Origin of the sequence: Desulfosarcina sp., assembly GCF_046496365.1 — a bacterium.
Lineage (GTDB): Bacteria > Desulfobacterota > Desulfobacteria > Desulfobacterales > Desulfosarcinaceae > Desulfosarcina.
In genome coordinates this window covers 65,052-82,580 of record NZ_JAWOHB010000136.1, presented here as the reverse complement: position 1 = coordinate 82,580, position 17,529 = coordinate 65,052, and the positions used below count along the sequence as shown (strand labels likewise).

At 45.9% G+C, this 17,529-nt stretch carries 15 protein-coding genes; 13 read left to right on the top strand and 2 right to left on the bottom strand.

Going from position 1 to position 17,529, the window contains the following annotated elements:
* Together gyrB and R6V78_RS13180 are read left to right on the top strand one after the other, a co-directional pair.
* A complete protein-coding gene (gyrB, locus tag R6V78_RS13185) occupies window positions 1-2,397 on the top strand; it encodes a DNA topoisomerase (ATP-hydrolyzing) subunit B (RefSeq protein WP_410289828.1) in 2,397 nt (798 codons plus the stop codon).
* Window positions 2,398-2,686: 289 nt separating this feature from the next.
* Entirely contained in the window at window positions 2,687-3,481 is a 795-nt protein-coding gene (locus tag R6V78_RS13180) for a thymidylate synthase (RefSeq protein ID WP_410289827.1), read from the top strand.
* A gap of 66 nt (window positions 3,482-3,547) precedes the next feature.
* Here the strand turns inward: R6V78_RS13180 and asnS are convergent, their stop codons facing one another.
* The gene (asnS, locus tag R6V78_RS13175) at window positions 3,548-4,930 is read right to left on the bottom strand and encodes an asparagine--tRNA ligase (RefSeq protein WP_410289826.1); all 1,383 of its coding nucleotides are present in this window, start codon (window positions 4,928-4,930) and stop codon (window positions 3,548-3,550) included.
* The gene (locus tag R6V78_RS13170) at window positions 4,930-6,414 is read right to left on the bottom strand and encodes a Do family serine endopeptidase (RefSeq protein WP_410289825.1); all 1,485 of its coding nucleotides are present in this window, start codon (window positions 6,412-6,414) and stop codon (window positions 4,930-4,932) included. The genes asnS and R6V78_RS13170 overlap by 1 nt, the downstream gene beginning before the upstream one ends.
* Between R6V78_RS13170 and R6V78_RS13165 the strand changes: the two genes are divergently transcribed.
* From R6V78_RS13165 to R6V78_RS13115, 11 genes are all read left to right on the top strand, one after another.
* The gene (locus R6V78_RS13165; protein ID WP_410289824.1) at window positions 6,394-8,913 is read left to right on the top strand and encodes a TIGR03960 family B12-binding radical SAM protein; all 2,520 of its coding nucleotides are present in this window, start codon (window positions 6,394-6,396) and stop codon (window positions 8,911-8,913) included. The two genes, R6V78_RS13170 and R6V78_RS13165, sit on opposite strands and share 21 nt — an antisense overlap.
* Complete coding sequence (locus R6V78_RS13160; protein WP_410289823.1) at window positions 8,900-10,447, top strand: ribonuclease E/G; 1,548 nt, start codon at window positions 8,900-8,902, stop codon at window positions 10,445-10,447. The genes R6V78_RS13165 and R6V78_RS13160 overlap by 14 nt, the downstream gene beginning before the upstream one ends.
* 182 nt (window positions 10,448-10,629) lie before the next feature.
* Window positions 10,630-10,764, top strand: a complete 135-nt coding sequence (gene rpmH, locus R6V78_RS13155; protein WP_372682401.1) for a 50S ribosomal protein L34 — start codon at window positions 10,630-10,632, stop codon at window positions 10,762-10,764.
* Window positions 10,765-10,824: 60 nt separating this feature from the next.
* Window positions 10,825-11,211, top strand: coding sequence for a ribonuclease P protein component (gene rnpA / locus R6V78_RS13150; RefSeq protein WP_410289822.1), 387 nt, complete (start codon window positions 10,825-10,827; stop codon window positions 11,209-11,211).
* Window positions 11,208-11,417 carry a membrane protein insertion efficiency factor YidD gene (gene yidD / locus R6V78_RS13145; RefSeq protein ID WP_410289821.1) on the top strand — a complete coding sequence of 70 codons (210 nt, stop codon included), beginning with the start codon at window positions 11,208-11,210 and terminating at the stop codon, window positions 11,415-11,417. Before rnpA ends, yidD begins: the two co-directional genes overlap by 4 nt.
* 142 nt (window positions 11,418-11,559) lie before the next feature.
* Window positions 11,560-13,221 carry a membrane protein insertase YidC gene (gene yidC / locus R6V78_RS13140; protein WP_410289820.1) on the top strand — a complete coding sequence of 554 codons (1,662 nt, stop codon included), beginning with the start codon at window positions 11,560-11,562 and terminating at the stop codon, window positions 13,219-13,221.
* Between the two features lie 14 nt (window positions 13,222-13,235).
* Window positions 13,236-14,072 carry an RNA-binding cell elongation regulator Jag/EloR gene (jag, locus tag R6V78_RS13135; RefSeq protein WP_410289819.1) on the top strand — a complete coding sequence of 279 codons (837 nt, stop codon included), beginning with the start codon at window positions 13,236-13,238 and terminating at the stop codon, window positions 14,070-14,072.
* A 23-nt stretch (window positions 14,073-14,095) separates the two neighbouring features.
* A complete protein-coding gene (gene mnmE / locus R6V78_RS13130) occupies window positions 14,096-15,496 on the top strand; it encodes a tRNA uridine-5-carboxymethylaminomethyl(34) synthesis GTPase MnmE (protein WP_410289818.1) in 1,401 nt (466 codons plus the stop codon).
* Between the two features lie 36 nt (window positions 15,497-15,532).
* On the top strand, window positions 15,533-16,216 hold the full coding sequence (locus tag R6V78_RS13125) for a YkgJ family cysteine cluster protein (RefSeq protein ID WP_410289817.1): 684 nt from the start codon (window positions 15,533-15,535) through the stop codon (window positions 16,214-16,216).
* A 9-nt stretch (window positions 16,217-16,225) separates the two neighbouring features.
* Window positions 16,226-16,570 (top strand): hypothetical protein, encoded by a 345-nt coding sequence (locus R6V78_RS13120; protein ID WP_410289816.1) that lies wholly within the window; start codon window positions 16,226-16,228, stop codon window positions 16,568-16,570.
* A 10-nt stretch (window positions 16,571-16,580) separates the two neighbouring features.
* Complete coding sequence (locus R6V78_RS13115; RefSeq protein ID WP_410289815.1) at window positions 16,581-17,510, top strand: 50S ribosomal protein L11 methyltransferase; 930 nt, start codon at window positions 16,581-16,583, stop codon at window positions 17,508-17,510.
* Window positions 17,511-17,529: the final 19 nt, after the last annotated feature.

Below are 17,529 nucleotides of genomic sequence, written 5' to 3'. Positions count from 1 at the left end.
ATGAGTGAAATTTACGATGCAAGCAGCATAGATGTATTAGAGGGACTTGAACCGGTTCGGCTAAGGCCATCCATGTATATTGGAAACGTGGATGTTGCCGGACTGCATCATCTTGTTTATGAGGTGGTGGATAACAGTATCGATGAAGCCATGGCCGGATATTGCGATAATATTCGAGTAATTATTCATACGGATAACAGTATCAGTGTTGAAGATAATGGAAGAGGTATACCGGTTGATATTCACCGTACCGAAAATGTTCCGGCACTGGAAGTGGTGCTGACCAAATTGCATGCGGGCGGAAAATTCGATAACGACAGTTACAAGGTGTCTGGCGGCCTCCATGGGGTAGGGGTCAGTGTGGTCAATGCGTTGTCCAAATTTTTGGAAGTAGAGGTCTTTTCAAAGGGAAAAACATACTACCAAACCTATGAACGCGGCATCAAAACATGCGAATTGAAAGTGATCGGTGATACCAATAAAAGAGGAACCCGAATACATTTCGTTCCCGACGATAAAATTTTTAATATTACCGAATTCAATTATGATATTTTGACTCGTCGTTTAAGAGAATTGGCTTTTCTAAACAAGGGTGTCAATATAATTATAGAAGATGAGCGCTTCGATAAAAATGAAACCTATTGTTATGAGGGAGGAATAGTATCATTTGTTGAATACCTGAATAAACGACATACTGCACTTCATGAGCCTGTTTTTATTGAAGGATATCGAAATGACGTCAATATAGAAGTAGCGATTCAGTATAATGGCACCTATAAAGAAAATATTTTTTCTTTTGCGAATAATATAAATACAGTGGAAGGTGGTTTTCACCTGATAGGTTTCAAGGCTGGGTTGACACGATGTATCAATCAATATGCTGTAAACGGGCATCTACCTAAAAATCTTTCTGCTAAAATAACCGGTGATGATGTTCGTGAAGGTTTGACGGCCATAATAAGCGTAAAAATAAAATCGCCTCAGTTTGAAGGACAGACCAAAACCAAACTTGGCAACAGTGAAGTTAAAGGATTGGTAGAGTCCCTTGTCAATGAAAAGCTAAGTGCTTTTATGGAGGAAAATCCCTCTGTTTCAAGAAAAATTATTGAAAAGGCTGTTGATGCCGCCCGGGCTAGAGATGCCGCAAAACGGGCGCGGGATCTGGCTAGAAATAAGGGGGCCTTGATTGATTCAACACTTCCAGGAAAACTGGCAGAGTGTCAGATAGCCGATCCGGCGCAACGGGAACTTTTTTTGGTTGAAGGCGATTCAGCCGGTGGATCCGCCAAACAGGGAAGGGATAGAAAATTTCAAGCTATTTTGCCTTTGAAAGGTAAAATATTGAATGTGGAAAAAGCACGCTTTGACAAAATACTTCGCAGCGAAGAAATTAAAAATATAATTACTGCTCTGGGTACGGGTGTGGGCAAAGAGGAATATAACATAGAAAAGATAAGATATCACAAAATCATCATCATGACCGATGCTGATGTGGATGGATCCCATATTCGTACGCTGTTGCTTACCTTTTTTTACCGCCAAATGCCGGAACTGATTGATAAAGGATATCTGTATATCGCCCAACCGCCGCTTTTTAAAATAGGCAAAGGTAAAAACGAATCATATATGAAAGATGAAAGCGAACTAAGTGAATTTATTTTGAAAAAAATTTGTGAACGAAAGCAGATAAAAAACATTAAAACCGGGAATATTATAGAAAATCATCATCTTTTTATTTTTTTGTGTGATTTGAGTGATTATTCATCTGCTATGGCAAAGTTAGAAATGCGTGGTTTCGATCCGCTGGTTGTAGATGAACTGATAAAAGCGGATGTGCAGGATAAATTTTTTCTTCAAGATAGGGAAAATATGTCTGCTTTAATGAAAAAAATAGTGTTAAAAGGGTATGTTAAAGAAGAATTATCCTGGAATGATGATGATGAAATATTCGAATTGGTTGTCAGATCAACGGATCTGAATAGCTACCAGCAGACTGTAACTATTGGGAGAAATTTGATATATTCCTCTGATTATCAAAAATGCCTGATGCTAAATAAAAAATTAGAAAAGGATGATATTCCTCCATTTGAAGTGATAACCAACGATCGCGATGAAAAACCGGTGGTTATGGAAGATAAGCGGAGGCTTCTCCAATTTTTGATCGAAGATGGTAAGAAGGGTATAAATATTCAGCGGTATAAAGGTCTTGGTGAAATGAATCCAGAACAGTTGTGGCAAACCACCATGCATCCTGATAAGCGTAATCTGCTTAAAGTGACGGTGGAAGATGCAGTTGAATCTGATGAGATATTCACGATACTGATGGGTGATGAAGTTGAACCAAGAAGGGAATTTATTCAAAATAATGCACTGGAAGTAAGTATGTTAGATATATAAAAAAGAACCCCTGGAGTTCCGGAAGGAAAATCAGGGGTTCTTACATGGGTGTGCTCTTTTAAATGGCAAATATCAAAATCAATTTGGGAATCAGAATTCGTACCAACTGGTGGAATAACGTTTCGAATTTAGAAAGCGCTTCAGGTCAGGTTATCTGCATCAAAGAGCAACCCACAACTTTCATAATTATTTTGGATTGTCAATTCTTATTTTTATAAGCGGCTGTAAAAATTGGTATAATTTTGTTACCAATCTGAACGCCCTTTGGTAGGGGCAAACAGGTATTTCTATGAAAATTCATTTCATAAACGCCAGGGATATACCAGATTTGTGGTTTCAGGCAGTACACGATATTCTCGATGAAGGTCGCCGGTTCCAGATAGACCGTGGTTCGTACGCAGGACAGACACGCCTTGAATACGATTATTTTTGCGGGCATGTTCAATATCCTGGAACGATTCCCCTTATTCCGGATATTCCACCCTCCTGCGGTATTCCCAACCCGGTAGAAGAGGCCTACATTTTTGGAGGAGAAGGATACAATCGGTCGTATATCGAATATCTGATGACTGGGCACAAACAACCAGGGGAATCCTATACCTACGGTGAAAGGATGACCCGTGTGCCCATCTTTGGTGAAAAGTTGCGCTGGTGGAAGGAAAAGAATAAGGATATCGTTGATTTAAGGGAGGTTGACGGAAAAATAATTTTTGAGGAGGATGGAACGCTTTATCTGAATCAGATTGAATGGGTTATCGATACGTACAAACGCTTTGGATATCGAAACAACCAGATGGTACTCCAGGTGGCGCATCCATCCGATGTGACCCTTCTCGATCCGCCCTGCTTAAGATCGATTGATACGCGGATACAAGCGGACACCCTTCACTTCATGGTTTATTTTCGCTCTTGGGATTTATGGGGGGGGATGCCGGCAAACCTGGCGGGTATTCAAAACCTGAAAGAATATATGGCAGGTGAAATCGGCGTCAAGGATGGTGAAATGATCGTTGAAAGCAAGGGCCTTCATCTGTATGGCTATGCTGAAGAATTGGCTAAGCTGCGTTGTTTGAAGCAAGCCTGAAAGTGGATAAGGTTGATTATCAAATCTCCAGGCAGTGATTCGATTTGTTTAAAAAACGAAATAAAATTAAAAATCAATATTTCCCGGGGTTCTTGGAAAGGGGATGACATCCCTGATGTTGGAAACCCCGGTAATCAACATCAACAACCGCTCGAAACCCAGTCCAAATCCACTGTGGGGAACTGTACCAAAACGCCTTGAGTCCAGATACCACCAGTAACTCTCTTTGGAAAGTCCGGCTGCTGCCATTCTCTTTTCCAGAACATCTAATCTTTCCTCACGTTGGCTGCCACCGACCAATTCCCCGATTCTAGGCACGAGAATGTCCATGGCGGCCACGGTATCCTCATCCTCGTTCAGGCGCATGTAAAAGGGTTTGATCGTCTTGGGATAATCATAAATTATTAATGGCTTTCGAAAATATTTTTCGGTCAAATAGCGTTCATGTTCGGATTGAAGATCCGCCCCCGGGACCAATTCGAATGCAAAGGTTTCTTTTGAACGCAACAAAATTTCGACCGCCGCAAAGTAGGGAATCCGTTCGAAATCAGAATAAATTATATTTTCAAGTGTTTTCGTTAAATTTTTATCGACGAATCGAGCAAACAGATCCAAATCTTCAGCACAATTGTCCATGGCAAATCTAACAAGATGTTTGATAAACTGTTCACCCATATCCATATTGCCGGCCAGGTCGCAAAAAGCCATTTCTGGTTCAATCATCCAGAATTCAGCCACATGCCGGCTGGTATTTGAGTTTTCAGCGCGGAAGGTGGGTCCAAACGTGTAGACATCCCCAAGAGAAAGGGCAAACATTTCAGCTGAGAGCTGCCCGGATACGGTAAGATTGGATTCCGTCCCGAAAAAATCTTTGGAATAATCTATTTTTTGTTTTGATTTCATTGGTATGGGCGGATTGAGGGTTGTCACACGAAAGAGTTCACCGGCACCTTCACAATCTGATCCGGTAATTACCGGGGTGTGAATGTAGCGGAAACCCCGTTCTCTGAAAAACTGGTGGACCGCCCAGGAGAGTTCGGATCGAATTCTGAAAATGGAGCCATACTTGTTGGTTCTCGGTCGGAGATGGGCAATGGTTCGCAGATATTCATCGGTATGACGTTTTTTCTGTAAAGGGAAATTTTCCGGAGCGAGGCTGATAATTTCCACATGGGCGGCCTGAAGCTCCCATTTCTGTCCGATGCCTTGGGATGGGATCATACTACCTTTTACGGTCAGGGCCGAACCGGTGGTAATTTTTTTTATTTCGCTGTATCCAGGGACGGTTTCATCGACGACGATTTGAACATTTTTTAGGCAAGAGCCGTCATTGACTTCGATAAATGAAAATTTTTTAGCGTCCCTTTTTGTTCGAACCCATCCTTTTATTATAATATTTTCAATTGGTTTTTCTGCCATTAACAAGGCGGCAATCCTGTGTCGCTGCATTATTCATTATCCTTCATGACGATGTTGATATAGTAAAGCTGATCATTGCGCTGAATGAGAAAAACAACCGTTGGTTTGTTGCGGTATTTAACCATGGCCGCCTTAAAATCTTCCAGATTGTCCACTCGCGCTTCATCGATTTGGCGAACAATATCACCCGGCCTTACCCCGATACGGTCCAATTGGGAACCCCGGCGCATTTTTATGATCAACACCCCGTCGTGGGTATGCAGGCCATATTTGGCCCGTGTTTGTTCATCCAGGTTGGAAACCTCGATTCCGAGGCGTTGCTTGGCCAGTTCCTGCGCCCGATCAAGAGGAAAAATCGTAGTTTTTAGGTCGATGGTGGAGGTCTTTCCCTTTCTGTTGATGTCAAGGGAAAGGGTTTGACCAGCCGAAATTGCATTAACCTTCAACTGATACGTGGAAATATCGGAAATCTTCACGCCATTTATGGAAATAATAATATCCCCTTCACTAATACCGGAAGCCATTGCCGGGCTTCCCGGCGCCACTTTGGTGACAATGACGCCCGAAGTGTTTTTTATCTTGAGGTAGTCAGCCAGAACGGCATCGAGAGATTGAACCGTCATACCGACCCATGCTTGGACCACCTCACCATAGTTGATCAGGTCTGTTATGATGCGTTTAGCCCGGTTTATGGGAATGGCAAAGCCGATTCCCTGGGCTTGTGCAAAGATGGCCGTATTGATGCCGATCAACTCGCCGTTGATGTTAATCAGGGGGCCGCCGCTGTTTCCAGGGTTGATGGATGCATCGGTTTGAATGAACTCGTGGAAGATACGATCTGCGGTTTTTATGCTTCGGTTGACTGCACTGATCACACCGGTGGTGACGGTGTGTGAAAAACCAAAGGGATTTCCAATGGCAATTACCGATTCTCCGATCATGATTTCATCTGAATTGCCCATTTGAATTGCCGGCAACGGCTGATCCGACTTTATTCTGAGAACGGCAAGATCAGAATCAGGATCCATCCCCACAATGGCGGCCTGAAACTCGCGATTATCATTTAAGGCAACGCTTATTGTCGCGGCTTTATCAATGACATGGGTGTTGGTTAACACCAATCCACGGGAGCCGTCGATGATGACCCCGGAACCCAAACTGGTTCGTTTTTCCCGTCGCTCTAATTCGGGGGAAAAAAAATCATTGAAAAATTTTTCCAGCAATGGATCCATGCCATAAGGCGAAAAAGGATTGGAATTCTTGCGGATTTCATATTGCGAACTTATGTTGACCACTGCGGGACTGACCATTCGAACCGCCTTGACAACCCTGTTTTCGCGAGACGCTACGGAGCAAAAACCATTGTGCCAGGTGGCAAAACAGATAAGCAGCGGTCCTGCAAGCAACCATATAAAATGGTTTTTTCTGTTGCTTTGTATGGATTTCTTTGCCATCTCAACCCTTTTTATATGCAAAACGAGCAGAAATATAACATGAGCCAAACAACCATTCAAGATCTCCTGCCATTGGTACAGATGCCCAGTCGCTATTTGGGCTGCGAGGCAAACTGCATCAAAAAATCGTGGGAGGGGGCTTACCTGCATGTCGCTTTAGCGTTCCCGGACCTTTATGAAATCGCCACATCCCATTTCGGCATACAGATACTATACGCGATGCTTAACGCCCAGGACGATATACTGGCCGAACGGGTTTTTGCGCCAGCCGCGGATATGGAGGCCCAACTCAGGAAAAACGCTGTCCGATTAAGTTCTTTGGAATCGGAAACACCGCTTGGAAAATTCGATATCATTGGTTTCAGTCTGTTATACGAGTTGAACTACACCAACGTGATCAACATGCTCGACCTTGGCGGCATAGCCTTGCACGCCGATCAACGCTCGGTTGAAGATCCATTTGTTATCGCCGGAGGGCCCTGTACGTGCAATCCTGAGCCGGTGGCTCTTTTTTTCGATGCCATTGTGGTGGGGGATGGAGAAGCGGTTATCCTGCAATTGACCGATGCATGGAAAACGTGGCGTCAGTCGGGAAACCGCAAACGAGACACGCTGCTCCGGCGTTGGGCAAAGATAAAAGGTGTTTACATTCCCGCATTGTTTGAGGTGTCCTACAATGCAGCTGGAAGTCAGCGATTGATACCCAAATCAGTTGAGCACCGATCTGTAAAAAGAACAGTTGTTTCGGATCTTAACGACGCCCCATTTCCACTGAAACCGATTGTTCCTTTCGGCAAGCCGGTTCATGATCGTCTGCGCATGGAAATAGCCAGGGGCTGTACCCGGGGTTGCCGGTTCTGCCAGGCCGGGATGATTTATCGTCCCGTCCGGGAGCGCACGCCGTCTGCCGTGTTGTCCTCGGTGAGTCAATCCTTGCACGCGACCGGTTATGAAGATATTTCATTGCTTTCGTTGAGTACGGGAGACTATTCCTGTATCGCTCCCTTGATGAAAAGGATTATGGAGTTTGGCCGACAAGACCGGGTGGCTGTATCGCTGCCATCCTTGCGAGCCGGATCTCTTTCTCCCGAACTGATGGAACTGATCCGAACTGTCCGGAAAACAGGATTCACGATTGCTCCGGAAGCCGGAAGCCAGCGACTGAGGGATGTAATCAACAAAAACATCACCGAGGCGGATATCTTCGAGACGGTTGAAAATGCCTTTTCGCTTGGATGGAAGGTGATCAAACTTTATTTTATGATTGGGCTTCCTACGGAAACACAGGCGGATATCGAAGCCATTGTTTCTCTGGTCGAAAAACTGAAAACCATCGCAGTAAGAAAAGGAAAAAATGGAAGAATAACCGTCAGCGTCGCCACCTTTGTCCCCAAACCCCACACACCGTTTCAGTGGGAACCACAGATTGGTTACGAAGCGGCCCTGGAAAAAATCAACTGGTTGAAAGACCGGCTTAAACTGCCAAGCGTACAGGTTAAGTGGCAGGACCCCAAAGTCAGTATGGTAGAAGGGGTCTGGGCCCGGGGTGATCGAAGGCTGAACGAAGTACTGTTGAACGCCTGGAAAAATGGCTGCCGTTTTGACGGGTGGACCGATTTTTTTAACTTCGACCGATGGGTGGCTGTTTTTAAACAAACCGGGATAAATCCGGAGGTATATCTTCGCGGGTATTCCGATACCAACGCGCCGCTGCCATGGGATCATATTGATATCGGTGTTGAGCGGTCCTTCCTGGTGAAAGAAAGGGACAAGGCGTTGGCAGCCAAGCTGACCGCTGATTGCCGGAACGGTTGCTGCAGTGGTTGCGGTGTGTGTGACTTTGAGTCGCTCAAACCGATCACATTCAAGGAGCGCAACGATCTTTTGCCTGCGCATGCTCCCGTTGGTGAGGGTGTGGCGCCGGACGAGAACCTGAAATACGTTCTCAACTTTGCAAAAACAGGTAATGCCCGATTTTTAGGTCACCTGGAGATGACCAAAATTTTTACCCGGAGTTTAAGGCGGGCAAAAATTCCATTGAAATATTCCATGGGTTTTCATCCCATGCCCAAAGTTTCGTTTGGGGACACGCTGCCCATGGGGATGGAAAGTGAAAATGAGCAGATACTGGTTACACTGACCCAGGCCATCGACTCGGTGGAAGTGGTATCGCTGTTGAGCAAACTGCTGCCAAGTGGTCTGACTATTTCCAGATGTTCCCCCTACATTAAACCGGTTTCCCAGGGGCAACCCGCGTTGAATTGCTATCGGGTGGAACTAAAGGATGGCTATTTCCAGCAAAAGGATTTAGATTGGTTTCTCGGGCAACATTACGTAAATATTGAACGAAAGAACAAGAAGGGTAAAACGGTTACCATTGATTTAAAAAAAGCGGTGTCGCGCATCCAGCTGGTCGATTGTAATGTTGCCTCGATGACGCTGGGAGCCGACAAATACCTGAGCGTGAGACCTGCGCAAATCCTCAAAACGGTTTTCCATTTGAGCGATCTGCAAATTCTAACTGCGAAAATCAGCAAACAAAAGAATGATGATGTATAAAAAAATTATTATCAACGTGGCCGACCATGAAACACGGGTTGCGCTTGTGGAAGACGAAACTATCGCAGAACTTTTTATTGAAAGGAAAGGGAGCCGAGATAACACCGGCAATATTTACAAGGGGCGGGTTCAACGGGTTCTGCCCGGCATGCAGGCGGCGTTTGTGGACATCGGTTTGAATCAGGCCGCGTTTATTTACGTGGATGATGTTGTCAAAGATAATTATTCAGACATAGAAGACTATTTCAGCTGCAATGATGCTGAGGAAGATGAATGTTGCGAGGACGATCGTCAAACGATTTTTATTCCAAAAGTCGAAAAAGATAACATCGAAGATCTGATCACAGAAGGGCAGGAGATTCTTGTCCAGGTCTCGAAAAGCCCCATCGGAACAAAAGGCGCCAGGATAACTTCTAATATTTCCCTACCCGGTCGCTTTTTGGTGTTGATGCCAACCTCTGCGCACATTGGTATTTCGCGACGGATTGAGGATGAAGTGGAGCGTCAACGGCTTAAGGACATTGTTTCCGAACTTACCACCAACAGTGCCATGGGCTATATTGTGCGTACGGCGGCAGAGGGTGTCCAAAAAGAAAAAGTAGCCTACGAAATGGGGTTTTTAAAGAATCTGTGGTGCAATATTCAAAAAAAATATCACACTGCAGGTACACCCTCGCTGCTGCACCAGGAGTTGAACTTAAGTCTTCGGGCGGTCAGAGATCTGCTGATTCAGGAGGCTGAAAAACTCGTGATCGATTCGAGAAAGGATTACGAGGCGGTGCTGGCCTTTCTCGAGACATTCAATCCCTCCCTGAAAGAATCTGTGGAACTGTTTGAGGGCAAGGAGCCGATTTTCGATGCTTATAATCTGGAAGGCGATATATCCAGGGCGTTAAAGCGAAAAGTTTGGCTTAAATCAGGGGGCTACATTGTCATCGAACACACCGAGGCCCTTGTGGCCATTGATGTCAATACCGGACGGTACGTGGGAAAGTATAACCTCGAAGAAACCATTTTAAAAACCAATTTAGAGGCGGTCAAAGAGATAGCCTACCAAATCCGGCTGCGTGATATCGGGGGCATCATCATCATTGATTTCATCGATATGGAAAAAAAATCAAACCAGGAAAAAGTTTTTTCCGCCCTTAATGAAGCCTTTACCAGAGACAGGAGCAAGACCCATATCCTTCCTATTTCCGACATGGGGCTTATCCAAATGACACGCAAAAGGACCCGTAAGCCGCTTACCCGCCTTTTGTGTGATCCTTGCCCGTATTGTGATGGTGAAGGATATATAATTTCAATAAAGACGATCTGCTATTCAATTTACCGCGAAATATTGAGGTATGCTGTCGATATGACCGGTTCCCGGCTAACCCTTCGGGTTAATCCGGAAGTCGCCGAGTTTCTTCATGGTGAAGAAAACCGTTTGATCCCTGGTCTGGAAAAGACCATAGGAAAACAGATTGTTATCTACCCCGATAGCCACTATCATATGGAAGCCTTCGAAATAATTGAATCTGTGCATGATTAAACAGCTGCGGCCCGTCTTTAGGGGGATGGATATGACCATGGACGGGAAGCCCCCCACACCTGATTCGACATGGCGCATATTTGCGGCTTGACAGCATGGTTTTCATGTGGTTAAGATACCCGATTCAACTGTCGGATACGGATATACATTGGAATACCCAATAGGAAAGAGGGAAAATAGCAATGAAACGGACTTATCAACCCAGTCGAATCAAGCGGGCTCGAACCCATGGATTCAGGAAAAGAATGTCAACCAAGGCAGGTCGGCGCGTCATCAACCGACGTCGAGCAAAAGGCAGAAAAAGATTGGCCGCCTAGCGGGGTTGAGGATAAAGCGGTTTTATCAAATGATCGGTGTCGAAGGAATCATTCAGTGCCATGGAAAGCGCGTCCATATCGGTGACACCCTTTAACTTCACCAAGGCTGATCGCATAAGAAAATCGTCAGAATACAGGGAGTTGTCTAAATCTGGAGCCCGTTATTACAGTGAATATTTTATCTTCATCTCCCGCGACAATAAAACCTCAAGATCACGCCTTGGAATCACCGTTTCTAAAAAAGTCGGGAAGGCTGTAAAGAGGAACAGGATCAAGCGACTTGTTCGCGAATATTTTCGATTGAACAGAGGATTTTTTCAGGCCAGGCTTGATATTAACGTTATTGCCAGGCATTCGTCCGGAAGAGCGACGGCAGCTGTAATCAGGGAACGCCTCGGACATTCTTTTGAGGAGGTTTCCCGAAAAGCCCGAATTGCGGTAAGATGAAGAAACCGGCGCTGGTGCTGATCAAGTTTTATCAATTATTGATTTCTCCCCTTTTAGGACCCGCATGCCGGTTTGTGCCGTCCTGTTCAGAATATGCGCATCAGGCGATAAAAAAATATGGGTGTTTAAGGGGAGGTCTGCTCGCGATCAAAAGAATTTTGCGGTGCCATCCGTTCAACCCGGGCGGTTTTGATCCGGTTCCGTAATCGCTAAAACCCATTCGAAAATACGATCCGCTTAGTGCTACGCCTGCCGAGACCGCTTTCCGAGAAACTTTTACCACGTTCAAAACAACCATCAACGTATTTTTCGTGACTGTTGACGCTCCCAGGCGTCAAGGAGAACAACATGGAACAAGTCCGACTGCTGCTGGCCATTGGTTTGTCCTTTCTGGTGTTATTTGTCTGGAGCATGTTTTTCGCTGACCGGCAGCCCGTTATCGATGATCCGCAAACGGTTCAAAACAAAAGCACAACCACGGACAACCAGGTTCCAAAAGATGAAGCGCTGCCTAAAACGGATATTCTTAAACAGGGGCCGGCTGACTCGATGCTAACGGCCCAGGCCAACGAGAATCCAGCACGGGAAATTGTCGTGGAAACGCCATTTTACACGGTTCAGATTTCAACCAGAGGTGCGGCCTTTACCAGCTATGTGCTCAAAAATTATCGTGAAACCGTTGATAGGGATTCTCCCAACAAGGAGCTGATTCCCAAAGAACTTAAAAATGGGGTTTTTCGAACATCCTTGTTAGGACAATCCGTAACCGGACTGGATGACGCGGTTTTTTCGATCGACCAATCCGATGACAGGCTGGTCGTGACCAGCGAAAAAAAATCCCTTGTTTTTAGCTGGGTAAACAACGAAGGTATTGCCCTGACTAAGACTTATACGTTCGATCCTGAATCCTATCTCATCGACTTGGACATACTAATTAAAAATTCCTCAGCAGGGTTAATCAAAGATCAACTGGTTTTATCTGTCAGAAAACCGGTTGAAGAAGACAAGGGTTATGGTTTCGTTGGCCCCAGCGGATTAATTGACGACAAATTGGAACAGGTCAAGATTAAAAAAGTCGAAGATCGAGACGAATACAAAGGCTTGATTAAATGGATCGGAATCGAAGATCAATATTTCCTTTCCAGCATCATTCCGGACAGTCAGACCAGCGGAAGTATGAAGCTGACCCTGACCGACAACCTGATTGTCAGTCAACTGATCAATCCCCAATTTGAGCTTCCTTCAGGTGCCCAAAAAGAATTTCGATTCTTTTTATTTATGGGTCCTAAAAGTATGGAGTTGTTAGACAGTCTGGGTCACGATCTTGGCAAGGCCCTGAATTTTGGTTTTTTTAACGTTATTGCCAAACCCTGTTTGTGGTTCATGAACAAAATTTACAGCGTCATTCCAAACTATGGAATTGCAATTATCCTTTTGACCCTTTTCACCAAAATCATTCTATGGCCGCTGGGCTCAAAAAGTTACAAATCAATGAGTGAGATGAAAAAACTGCAACCATTGATGACCGAACTCCGAGAAAAACATAAAAATGACAAACAGAAAATGAATCAGGAGTTGATGGCGCTGTATCGGACCTACAAAGTCAATCCCATGGGTGGGTGCCTGCCCATGGTTCTTCAGATACCTGTTTTTTTTGCGCTTTATCGAATGTTGTACCAGGCCATTGAATTGAGACACGCGCCATTTGTTTTTTGGATAAACGACCTGTCAGCGCCGGACCGGCTGTTTGATTTCGGGTTCGCCATTCCTTTTATGGAACCGCCTTACGGAATTCCGGTACTGACAATCATCATGGGCGCAACCATGCTGCTTCAACAAAAAATGTCCCCTCCTCCGGGTGACCCCACCCAAGCGAAGATGATGATGCTCATGCCCGTGGTTTTCACCTTTATCTTCATTAACTTTTCGTCCGGACTGGTTTTGTACTGGCTCGTCAACAACGTGCTCTCCATCGGCCAGCAATACTATGTCCAACAGAAGACCAGCTAGATTCGGAGGCCAGGATGTCCAAGTGCTATGAATATCAAGGAAAAAGCGTTGACCACGCGCTGGAAAAGGCAAGTGAGGAACTCAATATTCCGGCTGGACAAATTAAACACGAGGTTCTTGCCTATGGGTCCAGTGGTATTTTCGGTTTAGTCGGCGTTAAAAAAGCGATTGTCAAAGTTTTTGTTGAAAACGATAACGCCAAGAGGATTCCGCTTAAACCGGATCTTAAACAGTCAGCTAAAAATCTCGCTGAAAAGGATTTTGTCAACACGGAAACAACTAAATCCGTGACTCCGCTTGAAAATGGAAATGATAATGCGCAGATTGAGTCCTCACCGCGGCAAGCCGCAGGGCATGCGCTCGGTATCGCGGTTCAAACTGGCGTGGATTCCTTACAGAAAGTTGTCGACCACATTACAGACGGGGCTACGGTAATTCCCGTACATGAAAAAGACAAACTGATATTTAATGTTTCAGGCGGGGACAGTGGCGTGCTTATCGGTAAACGCGGCCAAACACTCGAAGCCATTCAATACCTTCTCGAGAAGATGGTTAATAAAAATAGTGCCAACCGTGTTCGGGTATTGGTTGACGTAGAAGGCTATCTCGACAAACGTAAAAACAGTCTGCAAGCGATGGCATCTCGCCTGGCTGAAAAGGCCCGTCGCACCAGGAAACCAGTAGCTATGGGACAGATGAATGCTCACGACCGCAGAATTGTACATATTCAGCTAAAGGATGAACATGGTGTAAGATCCCAAAGTATTGGTGATGGGTATTATCGGAAATTGATGATTCTCCCCAAAAAGCTGGGCGCATTAAATCGGGACAGTACCGACAACAAATCGTAAACCGCGCATTCATCAGGCGAAACATGTCCGACAAGACCATTGCCGCTATTGCCACCCCCCTGGGATCAGGTGGGATCGGTGTTATCCGAATTTCGGGGCCCGATGCTTACCCTATCCTGAACCGCGTTTTCGTTCTTAAGGAAATCCGGCACAATGGAAAAAGCGCTCCCGGTACCTTTTTATCCCGGCGGGTCTACCATGGGCACATCATCGATCCGGCTACCGGCCATATTATTGACGAGGTCCTGGCCTTCTTCATGCGGGGGCCAAAAAGTTTTACCCGGGAAGATGTTGTTGAGATCCAATCGCACTCGGGTTTTGTTGTTCTTGACCGCATCTTGAGCCTGGTCGTTGATCTCGGCGCCAGTGTGGCAGCCCCCGGAGAATTTACCAAACGTGCATTTCTAAATGGTCGAATAGACTTAACTCAGGCGGAAGCAGTCATAGAGCTTATCAATGCGCCCTGCGGAACGGCCGTTCAAATGGCTGGCCAGCAGATTTCCGGAAAACTCAGGGAGCTCCTAAAAAAAATTTCAGACGAAATTAACCGATTACGCGCGAAATGTGAGGCCAGCATCGAATTCTCAGAAGTTGGTCAGGATCCCACGGTGTATATGGATATCCAGGAAACCATGCAGGCATTTATACTCCCTGAGGTGACAGCGCTCATCCAAAGGCAAAAAGACACCTCGATTTTTCAAGATGGCCTGCTGTTGACCATTGCCGGTGCGCCCAATGTCGGAAAATCCAGCCTCCTAAACAGGCTCGCCGAAAGGGAGGCTGCCATCGTTTCAGATATTCCCGGCACGACCAGGGATATTCTTCGGGAATACTTATCCATCAATGGGGTTCCGATCATCCTCTGTGACACTGCCGGCCTCCAAGAGACCAGCGATCCTGTTGAAATTATGGGCATTCAAAAAGCGCGTGACCATATCCAACGTGCAGATATAATTCTGCTGGTTTTAGAGGCAACCCGCCCCCCCAACACGCTAGAAGAAAAACTCATCGAAGCGTCTTCGACACAAAAAACCATTGTGGTTATCAGTAAGGACGATCTCGCTGACAAACTTTCAGTCTCCAAAATTAAAAATAAAATCAAAGATGGTTGTTATGTCCACGTTTCAGCAAAACTCGGTACGGGCATCGCTGAATTGAAAAATTTAATCATTCAGGATATTCTTTTGGAAAAAGCCGATATCTCTTCAGAATGGGTGGCTCCGAACCTGCGACAACGCAAGATTTTAGAACAAAGCGAACTGGAAATTCACCACTGTTTAAACGCTGCTGAAACCCAGGCGCCACTCGAGCTTGTGTCGGAGTCGTTGAACCGTGTAAGGGTCACGCTTGATGAAATTTCAGGAAACTGTAACAATGAAGCGCTTTACGATCAAATTTTCAGCCAATTTTGTATTGGCAAGTAATGTTTCACGTGGAACATTTATCAGGGAGCCTGCCTTATGAACGCTGAACTGGAACCGATTTTCGATAAATATAAAACCCTTGTCAAGCAACTGGATGATATCTTCGATCGTGTTCGCAACCAGTATCCAGCGTGTGTGCAATGCAAGCTGGAATGTTCTGACTGCTGCCACGCATTGTTCGATCTCTCTCTGGTGGAGGCCCTTTACATCAACCGGCAGTTCCTGGAAAAGGAGGCTATGGAAGAGATACCCAAAATTCTTGAAAAAGCCAACCAGGCGGACCGGAGGATATACCAGCTTAAACGCAAGGCGTTTAAGGCCTTGGATGCTCAAGAAAAAACAGAAGACCAGATTCTTCTCGAAATGGCGGCAGAACGGGTGCGTTGTCCCTTGTTGAATGATAAAAACCGCTGCGAACTCTACGATGACCGTCCAATCACCTGCAGGCTGTACGGGATTCCGACCGCCATCGCTGGTCGTGGTCACACATGTGGTCTCTCTGCTTTCAAGGAGGGCGAGTCATATCCCACGGTAAATCTCGATTCGATACATGCGAAGCTCCACGAGTGGTCCCAGGAGGTGGTGACTTTGTTGCACTCAAAACATGTAAAGATGGGGGAGTTGCTGATGCCGTTGTCCATGGCTTTGCTGACCGTATTCGACGACTCATATCTCGGGGTAGAGCGTGAGAAGGGTGATTCAAAGGAAACTAAGGAATAAGGTGATAAAATGGAAGGCGCTTTTTCCGATGAAGATAAGAAAAAAGCCGTTTTTGAAATGATGTCGCCCCGGCGGCAAAAACATATCCTCGACAAGGTTGGCTACGAAAAATGGGATCCGTTCGAAAAACCGAAGGATCCAATCGATATCCGGAGGGATAAGAGCCGACGTACCTCTCAAATGCTGGCCCGGGAATTCCTGCAATCATGTTCCCTGGAGGGCTATTCCAACAGTTATGGGCGAGGCGTTCTGGAAATGGCGATTGGTATTGTTAATGATGACGATCGCTATCAAGCCATGTATGAATTTGCGCTATGGCATAAAAAATTGCTCGAGGAAGAGGGTCGCGAATAGGCCCTGATCGTTGATTTTTTTCGCCGATTTTCGGAATGATGAAGCTATGCACCCCTCGGAAGCAGGGATTCTAAACTTTGTTGCTGAATCAGATGCAAAAGTGACGTTTGCTCGACTGAGGGAGTTTTTCAAAATTAAGAGCAGAGCGAACACACAGGACCTAAAACGGTTGGTCGCCGGCCTTATTCAGCGGGGCAGTCTGTGTTACACTTCCCATTTTGGCAGTTCTTTCCTTGAGATATCATATGCGCGGCCTACCGCTGTTTCGGAGCGCGTTGTAATAAAACCAGTGGGGTGCACTGCGAATTTGGCTCCGGATCAACGGGTTGTGACCCTTAGCAGGGGGGCCGCCTTCGGTGGTGGTGAACATCCGACAACCCGCCTGGCAATCCAATTGATAGACGCAGTCCTTTCTCTGCCCGGCTGCCGCCAAAGAACCCAAACGCTCCGTGCCATTGATATTGGCACCGGGTCAGGAATCCTGGCTATTGTTGCCGCCAAATTTGGCATCGGGTTTGTCTGCGGCGTTGATACGGATCCCTGTGCGGTCTTCGAGGCCTGTGAAAATTTGCACATCAATCGCGTGCAAAATACTGTGGTCGTTGTCGAAGGTGATTTGAATGCAGCAGACGGGGTTTACGACATCGCCTTGGCCAACCTGAGATCCCCGACCTTGTTGGCCATAAGGGACACGCTGCAAAAAAAGATTAACCCTGAGAGCCTTCTGATCTTTTCCGGCTTAAAGCCCGAAGAAATCGGTCAGATTCGCGAATTTTACAAGAAGGTGGGTTTTTTTATGTGCCAAAAGCGGTCGGAAAATGGTTGGAGCGCCATATGCTTAACGAGAGGCGCATGGCCAGTCGATGAACTGCAGCCCATGGCTGAGCATTGGCCGCGCCACGATCGTTTAAAAAACGACCTCTCCAGAGCCGATCCTTAACTGATCGGTTTTTTTGACT

What these genes read in the sequence shown, in the direction of transcription:
- R6V78_RS13120 (WP_410289816.1), top strand. Translation starts at nt 16,226, where the DNA reads ATGGAAGGCGCTTTTTCCGATGAAGATAAGAAAAAAGCCGTTTTTGAA.
- mnmE (WP_410289818.1), top strand. Translation starts at nt 14,096, where the DNA reads ATGTCCGACAAGACCATTGCCGCTATTGCCACCCCCCTGGGATCAGGT.
- R6V78_RS13165 (WP_410289824.1), top strand. Translation starts at nt 6,394, where the DNA reads ATGAGCCAAACAACCATTCAAGATCTCCTGCCATTGGTACAGATGCCC.
- jag (WP_410289819.1), top strand. Translation starts at nt 13,236, where the DNA reads ATGTCCAAGTGCTATGAATATCAAGGAAAAAGCGTTGACCACGCGCTG.
- asnS (WP_410289826.1), bottom strand. Translation starts at nt 4,930, where the DNA reads ATGCAGCGACACAGGATTGCCGCCTTGTTAATGGCAGAAAAACCAATT.
- rnpA (WP_410289822.1), top strand. Translation starts at nt 10,825, where the DNA reads ATGGAAAGCGCGTCCATATCGGTGACACCCTTTAACTTCACCAAGGCT.
- rpmH (WP_372682401.1), top strand. Translation starts at nt 10,630, where the DNA reads ATGAAACGGACTTATCAACCCAGTCGAATCAAGCGGGCTCGAACCCAT.
- R6V78_RS13180 (WP_410289827.1), top strand. Translation starts at nt 2,687, where the DNA reads ATGAAAATTCATTTCATAAACGCCAGGGATATACCAGATTTGTGGTTT.
- R6V78_RS13160 (WP_410289823.1), top strand. Translation starts at nt 8,900, where the DNA reads ATGATGATGTATAAAAAAATTATTATCAACGTGGCCGACCATGAAACA.
- gyrB (WP_410289828.1), top strand. Translation starts at nt 1, where the DNA reads ATGAGTGAAATTTACGATGCAAGCAGCATAGATGTATTAGAGGGACTT.
- yidD (WP_410289821.1), top strand. Translation starts at nt 11,208, where the DNA reads ATGAAGAAACCGGCGCTGGTGCTGATCAAGTTTTATCAATTATTGATT.
- R6V78_RS13125 (WP_410289817.1), top strand. Translation starts at nt 15,533, where the DNA reads ATGAACGCTGAACTGGAACCGATTTTCGATAAATATAAAACCCTTGTC.
- yidC (WP_410289820.1), top strand. Translation starts at nt 11,560, where the DNA reads ATGGAACAAGTCCGACTGCTGCTGGCCATTGGTTTGTCCTTTCTGGTG.